Raw genomic sequence first — 14,477 nt, 5'->3', positions numbered from 1 at the left:
AATGCGTGATCGGCAGAGGAGAAGCCGCTCACCGCTTCCGCCCCTTGCCGTCGATGGCCGCATCCGCGGCGTCCAGCAGCGGCAGCTGGCCTTCGCCCGGCAGGTCGCGCTCCAGCCGGTCGAGCTCCTCGCGGAAATCGGCCACGTCCTCGAAGCTGCGGTAGACCGAGGCGAAGCGCACGTAGCCGACGTGGTCGAGCTTGCGCAGTTCGCCCATCACGAACTCGCCGACCCGGCGCGCGGGAATCTCGCGCTCGGCGGCCATCCGCAGCTGGTGCACCACCGCGCGCACCGCCGTCTCGATCTGCTCCTCCGACACCGGCCGCTTCTGCAACGCGCGGTCGAAGCCGACGCGCAGCTTGCGCGCGTCGAACGCCTCGCGCCGGCCGTCCGACTTGACGATGGCCGGCAGCTTCAGCTCGATGGTTTCCAGCGTCGAGAACCGCTCGCCGCAGGCTTCGCAGACGCGCCGGCGGCGGATGGTGGCGCCGTCCTCGGACACGCGCGAATCGATCACGCGGGTGTCGCTGTGCTGGCAGAAGGGGCAGTGCAAGGCTTACCCGTACACCGGGAACTGCTTGCACTGCTTCTCGACGTTCTCGCGCACGCCGGCGATCACCTGCTCGTCCTCGGGATTGTCCAGCACGTCGCAGATCCACTCGGCCAGCGCCACGCAGTCCGGCTCCTTGTAGCCGCGGGTGGTGACGGCAGGCGTGCCGATGCGCAGGCCGGAGGTGACGAAGGGCTTGCGCGGATCGTTCGGCACCGAGTTTTTGTTGACGGTGATATGCGCCTTGCCCAGCGCCTCCTCGGCCTGCTTGCCGGACACGTCCTTGCCGATCATGTCGACCAGCATCAGGTGGTTTTCGGTGCCGCCGGAGACGATCTTGTAGCCGCGGGCGATGATGACCTTCGCCATCGCCTGCGCGTTCTTCACCACCTGCTGCTGGTAGTCCTTGAACGCCGGCTCCAGCGCTTCCTTGAACGCCACCGCCTTGGCCGCGATCACGTGCATCAGCGGGCCGCCCTGGATGCCGGGGAAAACGATGGACTGCAGCTTCTTCTCGATCTCTTCCGCCGCCTCGCCCATCGCGGCGCGACTGGCGATGATGATGCCGCCACGCGGGCCGCGCAGGGTCTTGTGGGTGGTGCTGGTGACGACGTGCGCGTGCGGCACCGGGCTCGGATAGACGCCGGCGGCGATCAGGCCGGCCACGTGCGCCATGTCCACGAACAGGTAGGCGCCCACCTTGTCGGCGATGGCGCGGAAGCGCGCCCAGTCGACGACCTGCGAATAGGCGGAGAAGCCGGCGACGATCATCTTCGGCTTGTGCTCCAGCGCCAGGCGCTCGACTTCGTCGTAGTCGATCAGGCCGGCGGCGTCGACGCCGTACTGCACCGCGTTGAACAGCTTGCCGCTGGCATTCACCTTGGCGCCGTGGGTCAGGTGGCCGCCGTGCGCCAGCGACATGCCGAGGATGGTGTCGCCCGGCTGCAGCAGCGCGAAATACACCGCCTGGTTGGCCTGCGAGCCGCTGTGCGGCTGCACGTTGGCGTAGTCGGCACCGAACAGCTGCTTGACGCGGTCGATGGCGAGCTGCTCGGCCACGTCCACGTATTCGCAGCCGCCGTAGTAGCGCTTGCCCGGATAGCCTTCGGCGTACTTGTTGGTGAGCTGGCTGCCCTGCGCTTCCATCACCCGCGGGCTGGCGTAGTTCTCGGAGGCGATCAGCTCGACGTGATCCTCCTGCCGGCGGTTTTCGTTGGCGATGGCCTGGGCAAGTTCGGGATCGTAGCCTTCGATACGTGCGTCTCGCGGGAACATCGCAACTCCTGGGGGCGTGGGGATCAGGCGATTGTAGCCCGCAGGAACGCCTCCAGCAGGCCGCCCCGGTAGCTGCCGCGCGGCAGCAGCAGCGACAGCCGGCGATGCAGGAACGGCTGCAGGAACGGCGTCCGCAGCGCGCACAGGCAGCCCGCGGCCAGCGCGTCGCGCACCGCCACCTCGGGCAGCAGGGCGATGCCCAGCCCCGCCGCCACCGCCTGCTTGATCGCCTCGGTCTGACTCAGTTCCAGCCGGCCGCGCGGCGGCGGCAGGCGGCCCAGCACCTGCTCGGTCAGCAACCGCGTGGCCGAGCCCGGCTCGCGGATCACCCACGCCGCATCGGCGAAATCCGCCTCCTTCAGCCCGCGCCGCCTCGCCAGCGGATGTCCGGGCGGGGCGCAGACCAGCAGCGCGTCGTCGCGCCACGGCAGCACCTCCAGTCCCGACGGCAGCGCCGTGCCCTCGACGCAGGCGACGTCCAGCTCGTGCGCCAGCAGCGCCCGCGCGATGTCGTCGGTATTGCCGACCCGCAGCCGGATCGCCACCTCCGGCGCGGCCTGCACGAACCCGCCCAGCAGTTCGCCGACGCGGTAGTTGCCGACGGTGTTGCTGGTGCCGATCCGCAACTCGCCGGCCAGCGCGCCGCCCGCGCCCGCCGCCGCGCGCGCGAACTCGGCGTGGCGCTCCAGCAGTTCGCGCGCCAACGGCAGCAACTCGTGGCCGCGCGCGTTCAGGCGCAGCCGCCCGCGCACCCGGTCGAACAGCGGCCCGCCCAGCAGCCGCTCCATTTCGGTGAGCGCCATGCTGGCGGCGGGCTGGGTGAGGTGCAGCCGCTCGGCGGCGGCGCGCAGGCTGCCGGCCGCCACCGTTTCGACGAAGACCTGCAGCTGGCGCGGGCTGATGTTGATCATCAGGAATCCTGATTCTTCATATCAGGATAATTCAATTTCATTTAACAAACGGGATCGCCAGACTGCCGCCATCGCTTCCACGGACCCGCCACCATGCCGCGCTTCCACGGCCCGCAACGCCTGCTTCCCGGCCTGCTGCTGGCGGCCATTCCCGCGCTGCTGGCGTACGCCGGCGGACACGCCTTTCCGCTGCTGGGCGGCGCGGTGCTGGCGATCCTGCTGGGCACCCTGCTGCGCGCCGCCTGGACGCCCGGCGCGCGCTTCGCTCCCGGCATCGACTTCGCCGGCAGGTACGTGCTGCAGGCGTCGATCGTGCTGCTCGGCTTCGGGCTGGATCTCGGTCAGGCGCTCGCGGTCGGTCGCGCCTCGCTGCGCGTCGCCCTCGTCACCCTGCTGCTGGCGTTCGCCGCCGCCTGGCTGCTGGGCAGGGCGCTGCGCGTGCCGGCCAAGCTCGCCGCGCTGGTCGGCGTGGGCACCGCGATCTGCGGCGGGTCGGCGATCGCCGCGGTGGCGCCGATCCTGCGTCCGGACGACCACGACACCGCGTTCGCGCTGTCAACCATCTTCCTGTTCAACCTGGTCGCGGTGCTGGCGTTCCCGCCGCTGGGCCACCTGCTGGGCATGGACGCCGCACAGTTCGGGCTGTGGGCCGGCACCGCCATCAACGACACCTCCTCGGTGGCCGCCGCCGGCTACGCCTACGGCCGCGAAGCCGGCGACTACGCGGTGATCGTCAAGCTGGCGCGGGCGACCATGATCGTGCCGGTGTGCCTGGCGCTGGCCGGGCTGATGGCGTGGCGCGGGCGCAACCAGAATCCGGCGGACGGATTGCGTGCGGGCGGCATCGTGCCGTGGTTCATCCTGTGGTTCGTCGCCGCCTCGGCGCTGCGCAGCGCCGGGCTGGTGCCGGCGGCGATGCAGGGCGGACTGCATGCCGCCAGCGGGCTGGCGATGGTGTTCGCGCTGGCCGCCATCGGCCTGTCCGCCGATGTCCGGCGGATGCGCGCCACCGGTCCGCGCCCGTTGCTGCTGGGGCTGGGCGTGTGGATGGCGGTCGCGCTCGGCAGCCTGGCGATGCAGGCGGCGCTTTCCCGCTGATCCGCAAGGGCATGGCATCGGGCATGAAAAAACCGGCCGGCCACGAGGGCCGACCGGTTCGGTTCATCGCATCGCGGAAGCGCTCAGTGGTGGAGCAGCATGTCCGCGATGATGCCGGTAGTGATCGCGACCAGCAGGAAATCGCCGGTGTCGCTGCGGCGCCAGTAATAGCCGCGCGGCGGGCTGCGCAGGCCGTAGTAGCCCCAGTCGTTGACCACGTAGGTCGGCGCGTAGCCGCTGCCGTAGTAATGGCCGCCGCGCACCCAATACGGGCGCGGCGCCGGGCGATAGACGACGCGCGGCGGCGCGTGCACGTAGCGCGGCTGCGTGTAGACCACGCGCGGCGGGGCCGGCCTGTAGTCGCGGCGGTAGTGGTTGCGGTCGACGCGGTAGTCGTAACGGTCGCGATGGTCGCCGCGGTCGTGGCGATCGTAGTGCTGGCCGCGGCCGTGATCCTGGTAGCCCCGGCCATGGTCGCGGTCGCCGGCCAATGCCGGTGCGGTCGCCACGCCGAGCAGCAACAGGGAGGAGGCGACGATCTTCAACAGGCGCTTCATGGCGGGCTCTCCGCGTGGTGGACGATGGCTGCACTATCCGCCCGGCGATCTGAACGGGGAATTGCTGGAACCGGTTCCGCCGCCCCTTGCCGGCTTCCGTTCAACGGCCAGCAAGCCGGGCGCAGCCGCTATAATTCCCGCATTCCCACCCCAGTCACCGCCCGCGCCCTTCCGCGCGGGCGCGGTAGCGCTCACGGAGCTTTCCGCATGTCCTCGCAGTACATCTACACCATGAATCGCGTGTCCAAGGTGGTGCCGCCGAAGCGGCAGATCATCAAGGACATCTCGCTCTCCTTCTTCCCCGGCGCCAAGATCGGCCTGCTCGGCCTGAACGGCGCGGGCAAGTCCACCGTGCTGAAGATCATGGCCGGCGTGGACACCGATTTCGAGGGCGAGGCCCGCCCGCAGGCCGGCATCAAGGTCGGCTATCTGGCGCAGGAGCCGGAACTGAATCCCGAACACACCGTGCGCCAGGCGGTGGAGGAAGGCGTGGGCGAAGTGCTGCAGGCGCAGGCGCGGCTGGACGAGGTGTACGCCGCCTATGCCGAGGAAGGCGCAGACTTCGACGCGCTGGCGAAAGAGCAGGAGCGCCTCGAAGCGATCCTCGCTGCCGGCGACGCGCACACGCTGGAAAACCAGTTGGAAGTGGCCGCCGACGCGCTGCGCCTGCCGCCGTGGGATGCGGTGATCGGCAAGCTCTCCGGCGGCGAGAAGCGCCGCGTGGCGCTGTGCCGCCTGCTGCTGCAGAAGCCCGACATGCTGCTGCTCGACGAACCCACCAACCACCTCGACGCCGAATCGGTGGAATGGCTGGAGCAGTTCCTGCACCGCTACACCGGCACCGTGGTGGCCGTCACCCACGACCGCTACTTCCTCGACAACGCCGCCGAGTGGATCCTCGAGCTCGATCGCGGCCGCGGCATTCCGTGGAAGGGCAACTACACCGACTGGCTGGTGCAGAAGGACGAGCGCCTGAAGCAGGAAGAAAACCAGGAAAAGGCGCGCCAGAAGGCCATCCAGAAGGAACTGGAATGGTCGCGGCAGAACGCCAAGGGCGGCCGTTCCAAGGGCAAGGCGCGCCTGGCGCGGCTGGACGAACTGCAGTCGGTCGACTACCAGAAGCGCAACGAGACCAACGAAATCTTCATCCCGCCGGGCGAGCGCCTCGGCAACTCGGTGATCGAGTTCAAGAACGTCAGCAAGAAGTTCGGCGACCGCCTGCTGATCGACGATCTGTCGATGATCGTCCCGCCGGGCGCCATCGTCGGCATCATCGGCCCGAACGGCGCTGGCAAGTCCACGCTGTTCAAGATGATCACCGGGCAGGAGAAGCCGGATTCGGGTTCGATCAACATCGGCCCGACCGTGAACCTCGCCTACGTCGATCAAAGCCGTGGCGCGCTGGAAGGCAACCACACGGTGTTCCAGGAAGTGTCCGGCGGCCTGGACATCCTCAACATCAACGGCACCGAAATCCAGTCGCGCGCCTACATCGGCCGCTTCAACTTCAAGGGGCAGGATCAGCAGAAGATGGTCGGCAGCCTGTCCGGCGGCGAGCGCGGCCGTCTGCACATGGCGAAGACGCTGTTGCAGGGCGGCAACGTGCTGCTGCTCGACGAACCGTCCAACGACCTCGACATCGAAACCCTGCGCGCGCTGGAAGACGCGCTGCTGGAGTTCCCGGGCAACACCTTCGTGATCTCGCACGACCGCTGGTTCCTGGACCGCATCGCCACCCACATCCTCGCCTTCGAGGGCGACTCGCACGTGGAGTTCTTCCAGGGCAACTACCGCGAGTACGAGGAAGACAAGAAGCGCCGCATGGGCGACGACGCGGGGCCGAAGCGGCTGCGGTTCAAGGCGTTGAAGTAAGCACTACCCGAACGGCCGCAGCGATGCGGCCGTTCGCTTTTCGCGGCACCTCAACCACGTGGCTGCAGCAGGTTGCCTCGTGCCTTCAACGCCGCATACAACTGCCCCGGCCCCAGCAGGATGTCCAACAGTGCCTCACGCAGCTTTTCGCTGTTGATGGCCTGCGTGCTCATGATCTGCTGTGCGTCACTGGCATCGATGATGGCGTCCAGCATGGCTGGACGCAGATCGGGCGAGTTCTGGAATTGCGGTTCGGCGTTGCTCTGCGCCTGCTGCTGCAGTGCGCTGTTCTCCAACATCTTGATCTTGAGCGCCTGTACGAATTGCAGCTTGTCGTCCGCACTCAGTTGCCCCTCAAATAGATCATTGACCTTCTTGATGATCTCGCTCAACCACGCCTTTTGTTTGTCTTGTAGCTGCCCCATGCCTACGCCGGTCATCGGCTCCAGCTTTTCGGCTTCGCCACTGGCAAGACTCAGGATTTTCCCATCGCCGCGTTTCAAGGCGTGATGGGTCAGCACCACTTGTCCGAGGTCAATCTGCTCAATGTCGCGGCGGAAGTCCAGCAGCGGCAAAAGATGCTTGTAGAACAGGAAGCGTTTTTCGATGTCGGTATTGCCGTAGTCGAAAATCTGCGACAGGAAGGCATACATGCGCACGAAAGATTCCATGTCCGCCTTGAACAAGGTGATCTGTTCAAGGCGCTCTTTTGCCGTCTTGGTGACAGCCTCATCGCCGGATTCGTCCCGCAGCCTTTTTGCCTCCGCATAACGCTTGAGAATGCGGTCGGCCACCGGTGCAATGGCGCGACTCAATTCGCTGGCTTTGCCCTCCGGGTTGACCACCACTTTGGTGACGGCCTGCACCTCGAAATCATCGTAATAGCCGGCTGCATCGAGTTTTGCGCGCAAATCCAGAACCAAATTCGGGTCGGTGGTGGCGGCCAGTTCGGCGGTTTCGTAATACGTCTTGAAGCTGGTGAGGATGTCCGCCGGGTTGTTTACGAAGTCGAGAATGTAGGTGGTGTCCTTGCCCGGGTAAGCGCGGTTCAGGCGCGACAGCGTTTGCACGGCCTGAATGTCTGCCAGCTTCTTGTCCACGTACATGCCGCATAGCAAGGGCTGGTCGAAGCCGGTCTGGAATTTGTTAGCTACCAGCAGCAGGTGGTAGTGCTCGCTCTTGAACGCATCGCGGATGTCCCTGCCCTTCAAGCCGGGGTTGAGTGCGGCGCTGGTTTCGCTCACCGCATCGGGGAAACTCTCGGCATCTTCCACCTCGCCGGAAAACGCCACCAGCACGCCCAGTGGGTAGTTCTGTCGTTCGATGTAGGCGCGAATGGCCTTCTGCCAGCGCACCGCCTCCAAACGGCTGCTCACTACCACCATTGCCTTGGCCTTGCCGCTCAATAGCGGCTGCACGTTCTCGCGGTAGTGCTCTACGACAATCTGCACCTTGCTGGCAATGTTGTGCGGGTGCAGGCGCACCCACTGCATGAGCCGTTTTGTCGCTTCGTTGCGGTCAACGGTTTTCTCGTCGAACTCCTCGCCATCGCGGGCCAGCTTGAACGCCAGGTCATACGGTGTGTAGTTCTTCAACACGTCGAGGATGAAGCCTTCTTCGATGGCCTGTCGCATCGAATACACATGGAACGGGTGTGGCTTTCCGTCCTGACCTTTCACGCCGAACAATTCCAGCGTCTTGCCCTTGGGCGTGGCGGTAAAGGCGATATAGGTAAGCCCTTTGCTGCCGCCCACGCGCGCATCCATTTGCGCGGCCAGCAAGGTTTCGGTGTCAATCTGCCCGCCGTCTTTCAGTGCGGCCAATTCCTCGGCACTGAGCAGTTGCTTGAGCTTGGCCGATGCCTCGCCGGTCTGCGAGCTGTGTGCCTCGTCGGCAATCACGGCAAAGCGTTTGCCTTCGGTGGCGGCGAGGTCTTCTGCCGCCTTCATCGCTGCCGGGAAGGTCTGGATGGTGCAGACGATGATCTTCTTCCCCGCCTCCAGCGCCTCCTTGAGTTGGTTGCTCTTGCTGCCATGTTCGCGGGTGAGCGCAGCCACCACGCCCGTGGTGCGTTGCGCGTCGAAAATGGCCTCCTGCAACTGCGTATCCAGCACCGTGCGGTCGCTGACCACCAGCACGCTGTCGAACAGCTTGTTGTCCTGCGCGTCGTGCAGCTCACTCAAAAAATGCGCTGTCCATGCAATGGAGTTGGTCTTGCCGCTGCCGGCGGAATGCTGGATCAGATACTTCTGCCCCGGCCCCTTGTCGAGCACATCGGCAACAAGTTTGCGCGTGGCATCGAGCTGGTGGTGGCGCGGGAAAATCCAGCCGACCAACTGCTTGCGGTCGTCACGCTTGCCAATCAGGTAGCGGCCAAGCACCTGCAACCACGAATCGCGCTGCCACACCTCTTCCCACAAATAGCTGGTGGCATAACCCGCCGGGTTGGGCGCGTTGCCCGCGCCGCCGGCATTGCTCTTGTTGAACGGCAAGAAGCGCGTGGCTGCACCTTCCAGTTTTGTTGCCATCTGTACTTCGCTCTGGCTCACCGCAAAATGCACCAGCGCGCCACCGGGGAAGGACAATAGCGGCTCCGGCTTGCCGCCTTTCGGCTGCGGGTGGCGGTTGCGGCGGTATTGGTCAACGGCCTCGGCGACGTTCTGGGTGAAGTCGGATTTCAGCTCCGCCGTGGCAACGGCAATGCCGTTGACGAACAGCACCAAGTCCAATTCTTCACCGGGGTTGTTGGGTGAATGCGTCACCTGCCGCACCACGCGCAGGCGGTTGGCGGCGTAGCGCTGCTGCAACTCCGGGTTGAGGCCGAACGCAGGCTTGAACTGTACCAATTGCAGCGGTTTGCGCAAACCCACTATGTCCAGCCCACGGCGCAGCACTTCCAGCGTGCCGCGTTCGTCCAGCAGCTTGCGCAAGCGTTCGCCAAGGCGTTGTGCGGTACTTGTGCCAAAGGAGGTTTGCAGCGCTGCCCATGCGTCAGGCTGGGTGGCTTGAACCCACGCCAGCAAGTCTGGCAGGTACAGGCCCAGGGTGCGGTCGAAGTTGCGGGCGTCGCCAAGGCCGTCGTACAGCCAGCCTTGTGCGTGCAGGGCTTGGCAGATGTCGGTCTCGAAGGCGTCTTCGCGGTGCAGGTTCATGCGGCGTTCCTCACGTCGATCTTGCCTGTTACCGCTGCGGCAATCAGCGCGTTGCGGCGTTCCTTGAGCAACTCGATGCCGCGCTGTGCTTCGGCTTTCAGTGCATCCAGCTTGGCGGTTTCCGCATCCAGAAATTCGACGATTTGCTGTTGCTCATCAATCAGCGGAAGCGCAAGCCAGAACTCTTTGATACTTGCTTGTGGCAAGTTGTTTGCCAAGCCTTCCGCTCCACCAATCGCCTGTTCGATTTGCGCACGTAACGAAATGGAACTCATCGCCAGTCCGAAGAATTTTCCCGAGATATCGTCGTCGAGTACCAATCGGAAAATCTTGTCTGACAGCATCAGTCGTGGTTGTGGGTTTTCCACGCACGCAACGGAGCCAATCAGCTTCGGCGAACCGCTTGCGCGAGACATCAGTACGTCGCCGTGACGCACTTCGAGTTGTTCACGTGGCTCCAGTGTTGAGGGGAGCGCCTTGTTTTCGCCTGCATTGAAGACACCACCGTTCAGGCAACCGGCTTTCAGTACCCCCCATTCACCATCTTCAACGGGTCGCGCTTCACACTCAGGACTCCAGCCTTGCTCAAACTGCGGCACAACGCGACGCAATTGCAGCACTTCCCAATGCCCCGGCACTTCTCCCAGCCACGCAATTCCCGAATCCTTCATTGCCACGTTTGGGTTCAGGCCGCGCGTGACGGCATGGGAAATGGTGGCTTGGCGCTTCTCCGCCAGCAGCGCCAGCAGCGTTTCCTGCTCGGCGATGAGCGCGTCGATCTTGGCGGTTTCGTGGTCGAGGAAACAGGCGATGGTAGTTTGTTCTTCCGGTGAAGGAACCGGAACCGGCAAGCCACCAAATTGCGAGTAGGTGATGTTCTTGCCTTCACGAATACCGACGATGACCGTCTGCAACGCATCAATGTACGCAGAGCTTTTCAGTAAGTACGCCCAATAGCGTGAGTGGATTGGCCGCACTGCACGCAGCACCGTATAAGCAGGACTAACGCAGCCTGCATGAGCGCTCCATTCGATACCTCCTTGAAAGCTGCGCAGGCTGATGACGAAATCATCCACTTCCACATGTTTGAAGTTGCCAGTGCCTGCAAGTGCCAAGACAACCTTTTGATCTGCGGTCTCCATGAACATGCGCTGTGGAATCACGCCATAACGCTGTGTTGCCGAAAGCTGCTCATCATCGTCCAATGCAGGTTCGCGTTTTTCGCCGAATAAGCGCCGGGCAGGCACGGATTCCCAATGCCCCGGCACCTCCCCCAGCCACGGTACGCCGCTGTCCTTGTAGTCGGGATAACGCGGCAAGGTCATTCGGCGGCCTCCGCGCCTTCCTCGGCGCGATATGCCTGATGCGGGTGGTTCGGCTGCTCCGGAATCGTGTAGGTCAGCGCACCGGCGCTGACCAACGGGCGCAGGTATTGCGTGCCCAGATAGGCCGGGTTGCGGCCAAACAGTTCCGCCAGATCGGAGGCCTGCCACGGGCGGTACTGGCATAGGCGGATGATGGCCTCCCGGATCTTGTCCGGCGCGGCCCGCTGCCCCAGATTCGTCACCATGTCCTGCAACTCCGGTGGCAAGGCCAGCCACTGGGAGTTGCCAGACAAGGCCGGGGGGTTGCTAGACAAGCCGCCCGAGCTTGCTAGATAAGCCTCCTCGGGGTTGCTAGACAAGGTGGAGTGCCCGTCACTGCCTAGCAACCTCCCGGTAGGCAGGTAGTAGGTGCTGGAGCCACGCCCCTTCTGCTCCAGCAGGCCGGCATCGCGCAGGCGGCGCAGGGAGCCGCTGGCCGCCAGCGTGTCCACCCGGTTCAGTTCACGGTACATGGCGTTGTCTATGGCGCCCTGCTCACGGGCGGCCACCAGCGCGCGGGCTTCCTCGTCGCTCAGGTGCAGGTCGCGGAAGCGGCTCAACCACTGGATGGCCTCCTCGCCCAGGAAGTGCTGGAAGTAGTAGCGCGCCACGAAGCTGTCGGTGCTGCGCGTGGACTCGAACAGCGGCGGTTCCAACCCGGCGGCGACCATCATCTCGCGCATTACCCGGATGCCGCTGCCCTTGGTTTCGGCAAAGCGTGTATCCAGCAGCACCGACGCGATGCGCGGGTTGCGTGGTTCCGAGCCGGGTTCGCCCAGGTGCTCCGGCGACTTCAACGAATGGCCAGGGTTGCGGATTTCGATGCGGTTGGAATAGCGGATGATCTGGATTGGCGCATGGCTGCGGTAGCTGCGGTGCATCAGCGCGTTGACGATGCCTTCGCGCAATACCCGCTGCGGGATCAGCGGTTTGTCGGTGCGCTGCGCATCTCCTTCGGCCAGACCGAAGGCTTTGGGCAGATCGTCCAGCACTGCCGCCAGCGAACGGCGGATGGCGCGGAACAGGTAGTCGCGGATTTCCAATGAATCAAAACGGCGTTCCGGGTCGGGCACCCACTCCTTGCCGGGCACGCGGATGTAGTCCACGCGGGTCATCGGAAACACGCGGCGCAAGGCTTGCGGCTTGCCGAACAGCAGCAGGCCAGCCACGGTTGGTGCCAGCACACCTTGATGGCGGCGCGTGCAGCCCAGCGATTCAAGCAAGTCCGCGTCGCTCCAGCGCAGTTCCTCGGCATCGGTATTGGCCTCGGCGCGCACTTTGCGGTAATCCTCGATGGCTTCCGGTGCAAGGTCGGCCAGCGTGGTATCGGGCAACACGGTGTAGTCGTAGCTTTCGACCTGCCGGCCCTGGTACAGCGTCAGCAAATCGTCTTCGGTGCATTGCTGGTCGGTGCTGCCGACGCGGCGGAACGCGCCCTTGGGCAGGCCGCGCGACTTGATGAAGATGGGTTTGTCGCCCGGCTGCGCTTCCGGCACGGTGACGACCAGAACCGTCTTGCTGCCGGCCTGCTCGTTGGAAATCTGCACGCGCACCGGCAGGTTGAACTGCTCGCGGCACTGCGTGGCGAGATTGGCGCTGAGCATGTCGGGCTGTTCGACGCCTTCGGGCACATATGGCGAAAACATGTCCGACTCATCACGCACGATGCCCAGCAGCAGCGTGCCACCCTGCAAGCCTGGTTCATTGGCGAAGGCGCAGATGGTTTCCAGCACGGACGGGCCGATCTCGCTGCCGCGCTTGGCCTCCAGGCGCTCGTTCTCGTCCAGCGTGTTGAGAATGTTCAGATAGTCGATGGGCAGGGCGTTCATTCGGCCAATGCCTCCAGCATCTTCATGATGTTGGTCGATACGGTTTTCAGTTCGGCGTCGATGTCCTCCAACGCGCGTGGCGGTTGGAACACGTAGAAATGGCGGTTGAAGGGGATTTCGTAGCCGACCTTGCTTTTGCTTTCGTCGATCCACGCATCCGGCGCATGGGGCAGAACCTCGCGTTCGAAATAGCCGGCAATGTCCACGCCCAGCGGCACGCTTTCGGTGTCGCGCAGGCGAGTGTCCGGTTGCGGCTTGCCTTTCTGTTTGCCTTTTTCGAACAGCACGACGTTGCCGGCATCGTCGCGCAGCGGACGTTCGACGGTGATGGTGGTGTAGCCAAATTCGCGGTTGTCGAAGATGCGGCTGATGGGGATGCGTTTGAGTTGCCCGTCCGGTGGTGGTGTGGGCAAATCATCGGTGCCAGTGACCAGCATGGGTTCGCCTAGTGGCTGGCCATCGGCGGCAAGCACCGTGACCATGTGCGCCTCGGTGAAGCTGCCGAACAGGCGGGTGATGGTGGCGATGTGGGCTTCGCTCAATTCCTTGCGTTTGCTGCCCAAGCTCTTGCGCATTTTTTGCCAGAAGCTGCTGGCATCAATCAGTTGCACCTGTCCTTGGCGGTCTTCTTTCTTCTTGTTGCTCAGTATCCACACATAGGTGGCGATGCTGGTGTTGTAGAACATGTCGGTGGGTAAGCCGATGATGGCTTCCACCAAGTCGTTTTCCAGCAGGTAGCGGCGGATTTCGCTTTCGCCGCCACCCGCGCCGCCGGTGAACAGCGGTGAACCGTTGAGGACGATGCCGATGCGGCTGCCACCTTCGCCATTGATGACGGGTGACATTTTGCTGACAAGGTGCAGCAGGAACAGCATGGAGCCGTCACTGACACGCGGCAGGCCGGGGCCGAAACGGCCATCGAAGCCGCGTTCTTCATGCTCGCGGCGCACGTCCTTTTCCACTTTCTTCCATTCCACGCCAAACGGCGGATTGGAGAGCATGTAGTCGAAGTGTTGGCGGGCGTGGCCGTCGTCGCTGAGGGTGTTGCCGAAGGTGATGTTGCTCACCTCCTGCCCGCGAATCAGCATGTCCGCCTTGCAGATGGCATAGGACTCGGGGTTGAGTTCCTGCCCGTGCAGGGTGAGCCTGGCTTGCGGGTTGTGTTCGGCCAAGTGCTCCGCGCCCACGCTCAACATGCCGCCGGTGCCGGCAGTGGGGTCGTACAGGGTGCGTATGACGGCGTTGCCGGGCGACAGCACTTCGTCGTCCTCGATGAAGATGAGGTTGACCATCAGCTTGATGACTTCGCGCGGGGTGAAGTGCTCACCGGCGGTTTCATTGCTGATTTCGGCGAACTTGCGGATCAGCTCCTCGAACACATGCCCCATTTTCGCGTTGTCCACACGCTGCGGGTGCAGGTCGATATTGGCGAACTTTTCGGTGACGAGATAAAGCAGGCCGGCTTTGGCGAGGCGGTCGATCTGGGTTTGGAACTCGAAGCGTTCGAAGATATCGCGGGCATCGGGCGAGAAGGCATGCAAGTAAGCCGCGAGGTTCTGCGCAAGGTTGTCCTGATCGCCCAGCAACTTCGGCAAATCCGATGGCGCAGTGTTGTAGAAGGCTTTGCTTTCGCTGACGCGCAGCAGAAACGGATGTGGATCGACACCGGAGGCCTCGCGCTTGGCTTTCTCGGCCAGCACCTTTGCCCTGCTGGCCGACAGCACGCAATCCAAGCGGCGCAAGACGGTGAATGGCAGGATGACCTTGCCGTATTCGGATTGCTTGTAGTCGCCGCGAAGCAGGTCGGCAACCGACCAGATGAAGGCGGAAAGGGCGGCTTGGTTCATCAAGACCTCTTTGTACGTTCCA

Annotated in this window: 10 protein-coding genes; 2 read left to right on the top strand and 8 right to left on the bottom strand. The window is 64.1% G+C overall.

The features are described 5' to 3' along the window. Positions 1-28: 28 nt before the first annotated feature. Genes nrdR through H9L17_RS10565 form a run of 3 tightly spaced genes read right to left on the bottom strand, consistent with a single transcriptional unit; the run spans position 29 to position 2,736 of the window. Positions 29-553 carry a transcriptional regulator NrdR gene (nrdR, locus tag H9L17_RS10575; RefSeq protein ID WP_187569417.1) on the bottom strand — a complete coding sequence of 175 codons (525 nt, stop codon included), beginning with the start codon at positions 551-553 and terminating at the stop codon, positions 29-31. A 3-nt stretch (positions 554-556) separates the two neighbouring features. Beyond that, the gene (glyA, locus tag H9L17_RS10570) at positions 557-1,825 is read right to left on the bottom strand and encodes a serine hydroxymethyltransferase (protein ID WP_187569416.1); all 1,269 of its coding nucleotides are present in this window, start codon (positions 1,823-1,825) and stop codon (positions 557-559) included. Between the two features lie 23 nt (positions 1,826-1,848). Then, on the bottom strand, positions 1,849-2,736 hold the full coding sequence (locus H9L17_RS10565) for a LysR family transcriptional regulator (RefSeq protein WP_187569415.1): 888 nt from the start codon (positions 2,734-2,736) through the stop codon (positions 1,849-1,851). Positions 2,737-2,829: 93 nt separating this feature from the next. Between H9L17_RS10565 and H9L17_RS10560 the strand changes: the two genes are divergently transcribed. Beyond that, positions 2,830-3,834 (top strand): YeiH family protein, encoded by a 1,005-nt coding sequence (locus H9L17_RS10560; protein ID WP_187569414.1) that lies wholly within the window; start codon positions 2,830-2,832, stop codon positions 3,832-3,834. Between the two features lie 83 nt (positions 3,835-3,917). On the opposite strand, the gene H9L17_RS10555 is transcribed toward H9L17_RS10560, so the two are convergent. Beyond that, positions 3,918-4,391 (bottom strand): RcnB family protein, encoded by a 474-nt coding sequence (locus H9L17_RS10555; RefSeq protein ID WP_187569413.1) that lies wholly within the window; start codon positions 4,389-4,391, stop codon positions 3,918-3,920. A 207-nt stretch (positions 4,392-4,598) separates the two neighbouring features. Here H9L17_RS10555 and ettA point away from each other — a divergent pair, with 207 nt between their 5' ends. Then, on the top strand, positions 4,599-6,263 hold the full coding sequence (gene ettA, locus H9L17_RS10550) for an energy-dependent translational throttle protein EttA (protein ID WP_187569412.1): 1,665 nt from the start codon (positions 4,599-4,601) through the stop codon (positions 6,261-6,263). A 50-nt stretch (positions 6,264-6,313) separates the two neighbouring features. On the opposite strand, the gene H9L17_RS10545 is transcribed toward ettA, so the two are convergent. From H9L17_RS10545 to H9L17_RS16060, 4 genes are read right to left on the bottom strand one after another with little or no spacing between them, the layout of a single operon-like run. Continuing rightward, positions 6,314-9,415 carry a type I restriction endonuclease subunit R gene (locus H9L17_RS10545; RefSeq protein ID WP_187569411.1) on the bottom strand — a complete coding sequence of 1,034 codons (3,102 nt, stop codon included), beginning with the start codon at positions 9,413-9,415 and terminating at the stop codon, positions 6,314-6,316. Further along, a complete protein-coding gene (locus H9L17_RS10540) occupies positions 9,412-10,740 on the bottom strand; it encodes a restriction endonuclease subunit S (protein ID WP_187569410.1) in 1,329 nt (442 codons plus the stop codon). Before H9L17_RS10540 ends, H9L17_RS10545 begins: the two co-directional genes overlap by 4 nt. Then, a complete protein-coding gene (locus tag H9L17_RS10535) occupies positions 10,737-12,608 on the bottom strand; it encodes an ATP-binding protein (RefSeq protein WP_187571941.1) in 1,872 nt (623 codons plus the stop codon). Before H9L17_RS10535 ends, H9L17_RS10540 begins: the two co-directional genes overlap by 4 nt. Beyond that, positions 12,605-14,455, bottom strand: coding sequence for a type I restriction-modification system subunit M (locus H9L17_RS16060; protein WP_187569409.1), 1,851 nt, complete (start codon positions 14,453-14,455; stop codon positions 12,605-12,607). The genes H9L17_RS10535 and H9L17_RS16060 overlap by 4 nt, the downstream gene beginning before the upstream one ends. Positions 14,456-14,477: the final 22 nt, after the last annotated feature.

The organism is Thermomonas brevis (genome assembly GCF_014395425.1).
Classification (GTDB): domain Bacteria; phylum Pseudomonadota; class Gammaproteobacteria; order Xanthomonadales; family Xanthomonadaceae; genus Thermomonas; species Thermomonas brevis.
Note: the sequence above shows the minus strand (reverse complement) of the source record. Positions and strands in the feature narration are given on the sequence as shown.

Excerpts from the sequence above, each read along its gene's own strand:
- H9L17_RS10545 (WP_187569411.1), bottom strand. The coding sequence starts at position 9,415 with ATGAACCTGCACCGCGAAGACGCCTTCGAGACCGACATCTGCCAAGCC.
- H9L17_RS10560 (WP_187569414.1), top strand. The coding sequence starts at position 2,830 with ATGCCGCGCTTCCACGGCCCGCAACGCCTGCTTCCCGGCCTGCTGCTG.
- glyA (WP_187569416.1), bottom strand. The coding sequence starts at position 1,825 with ATGTTCCCGCGAGACGCACGTATCGAAGGCTACGATCCCGAACTTGCC.
- H9L17_RS10535 (WP_187571941.1), bottom strand. The coding sequence starts at position 12,608 with ATGAACGCCCTGCCCATCGACTATCTGAACATTCTCAACACGCTGGAC.
- H9L17_RS16060 (WP_187569409.1), bottom strand. The coding sequence starts at position 14,455 with ATGAACCAAGCCGCCCTTTCCGCCTTCATCTGGTCGGTTGCCGACCTG.
- H9L17_RS10540 (WP_187569410.1), bottom strand. The coding sequence starts at position 10,740 with ATGACCTTGCCGCGTTATCCCGACTACAAGGACAGCGGCGTACCGTGG.
- H9L17_RS10565 (WP_187569415.1), bottom strand. The coding sequence starts at position 2,736 with ATGATCAACATCAGCCCGCGCCAGCTGCAGGTCTTCGTCGAAACGGTG.
- ettA (WP_187569412.1), top strand. The coding sequence starts at position 4,599 with ATGTCCTCGCAGTACATCTACACCATGAATCGCGTGTCCAAGGTGGTG.
- H9L17_RS10555 (WP_187569413.1), bottom strand. The coding sequence starts at position 4,391 with ATGAAGCGCCTGTTGAAGATCGTCGCCTCCTCCCTGTTGCTGCTCGGC.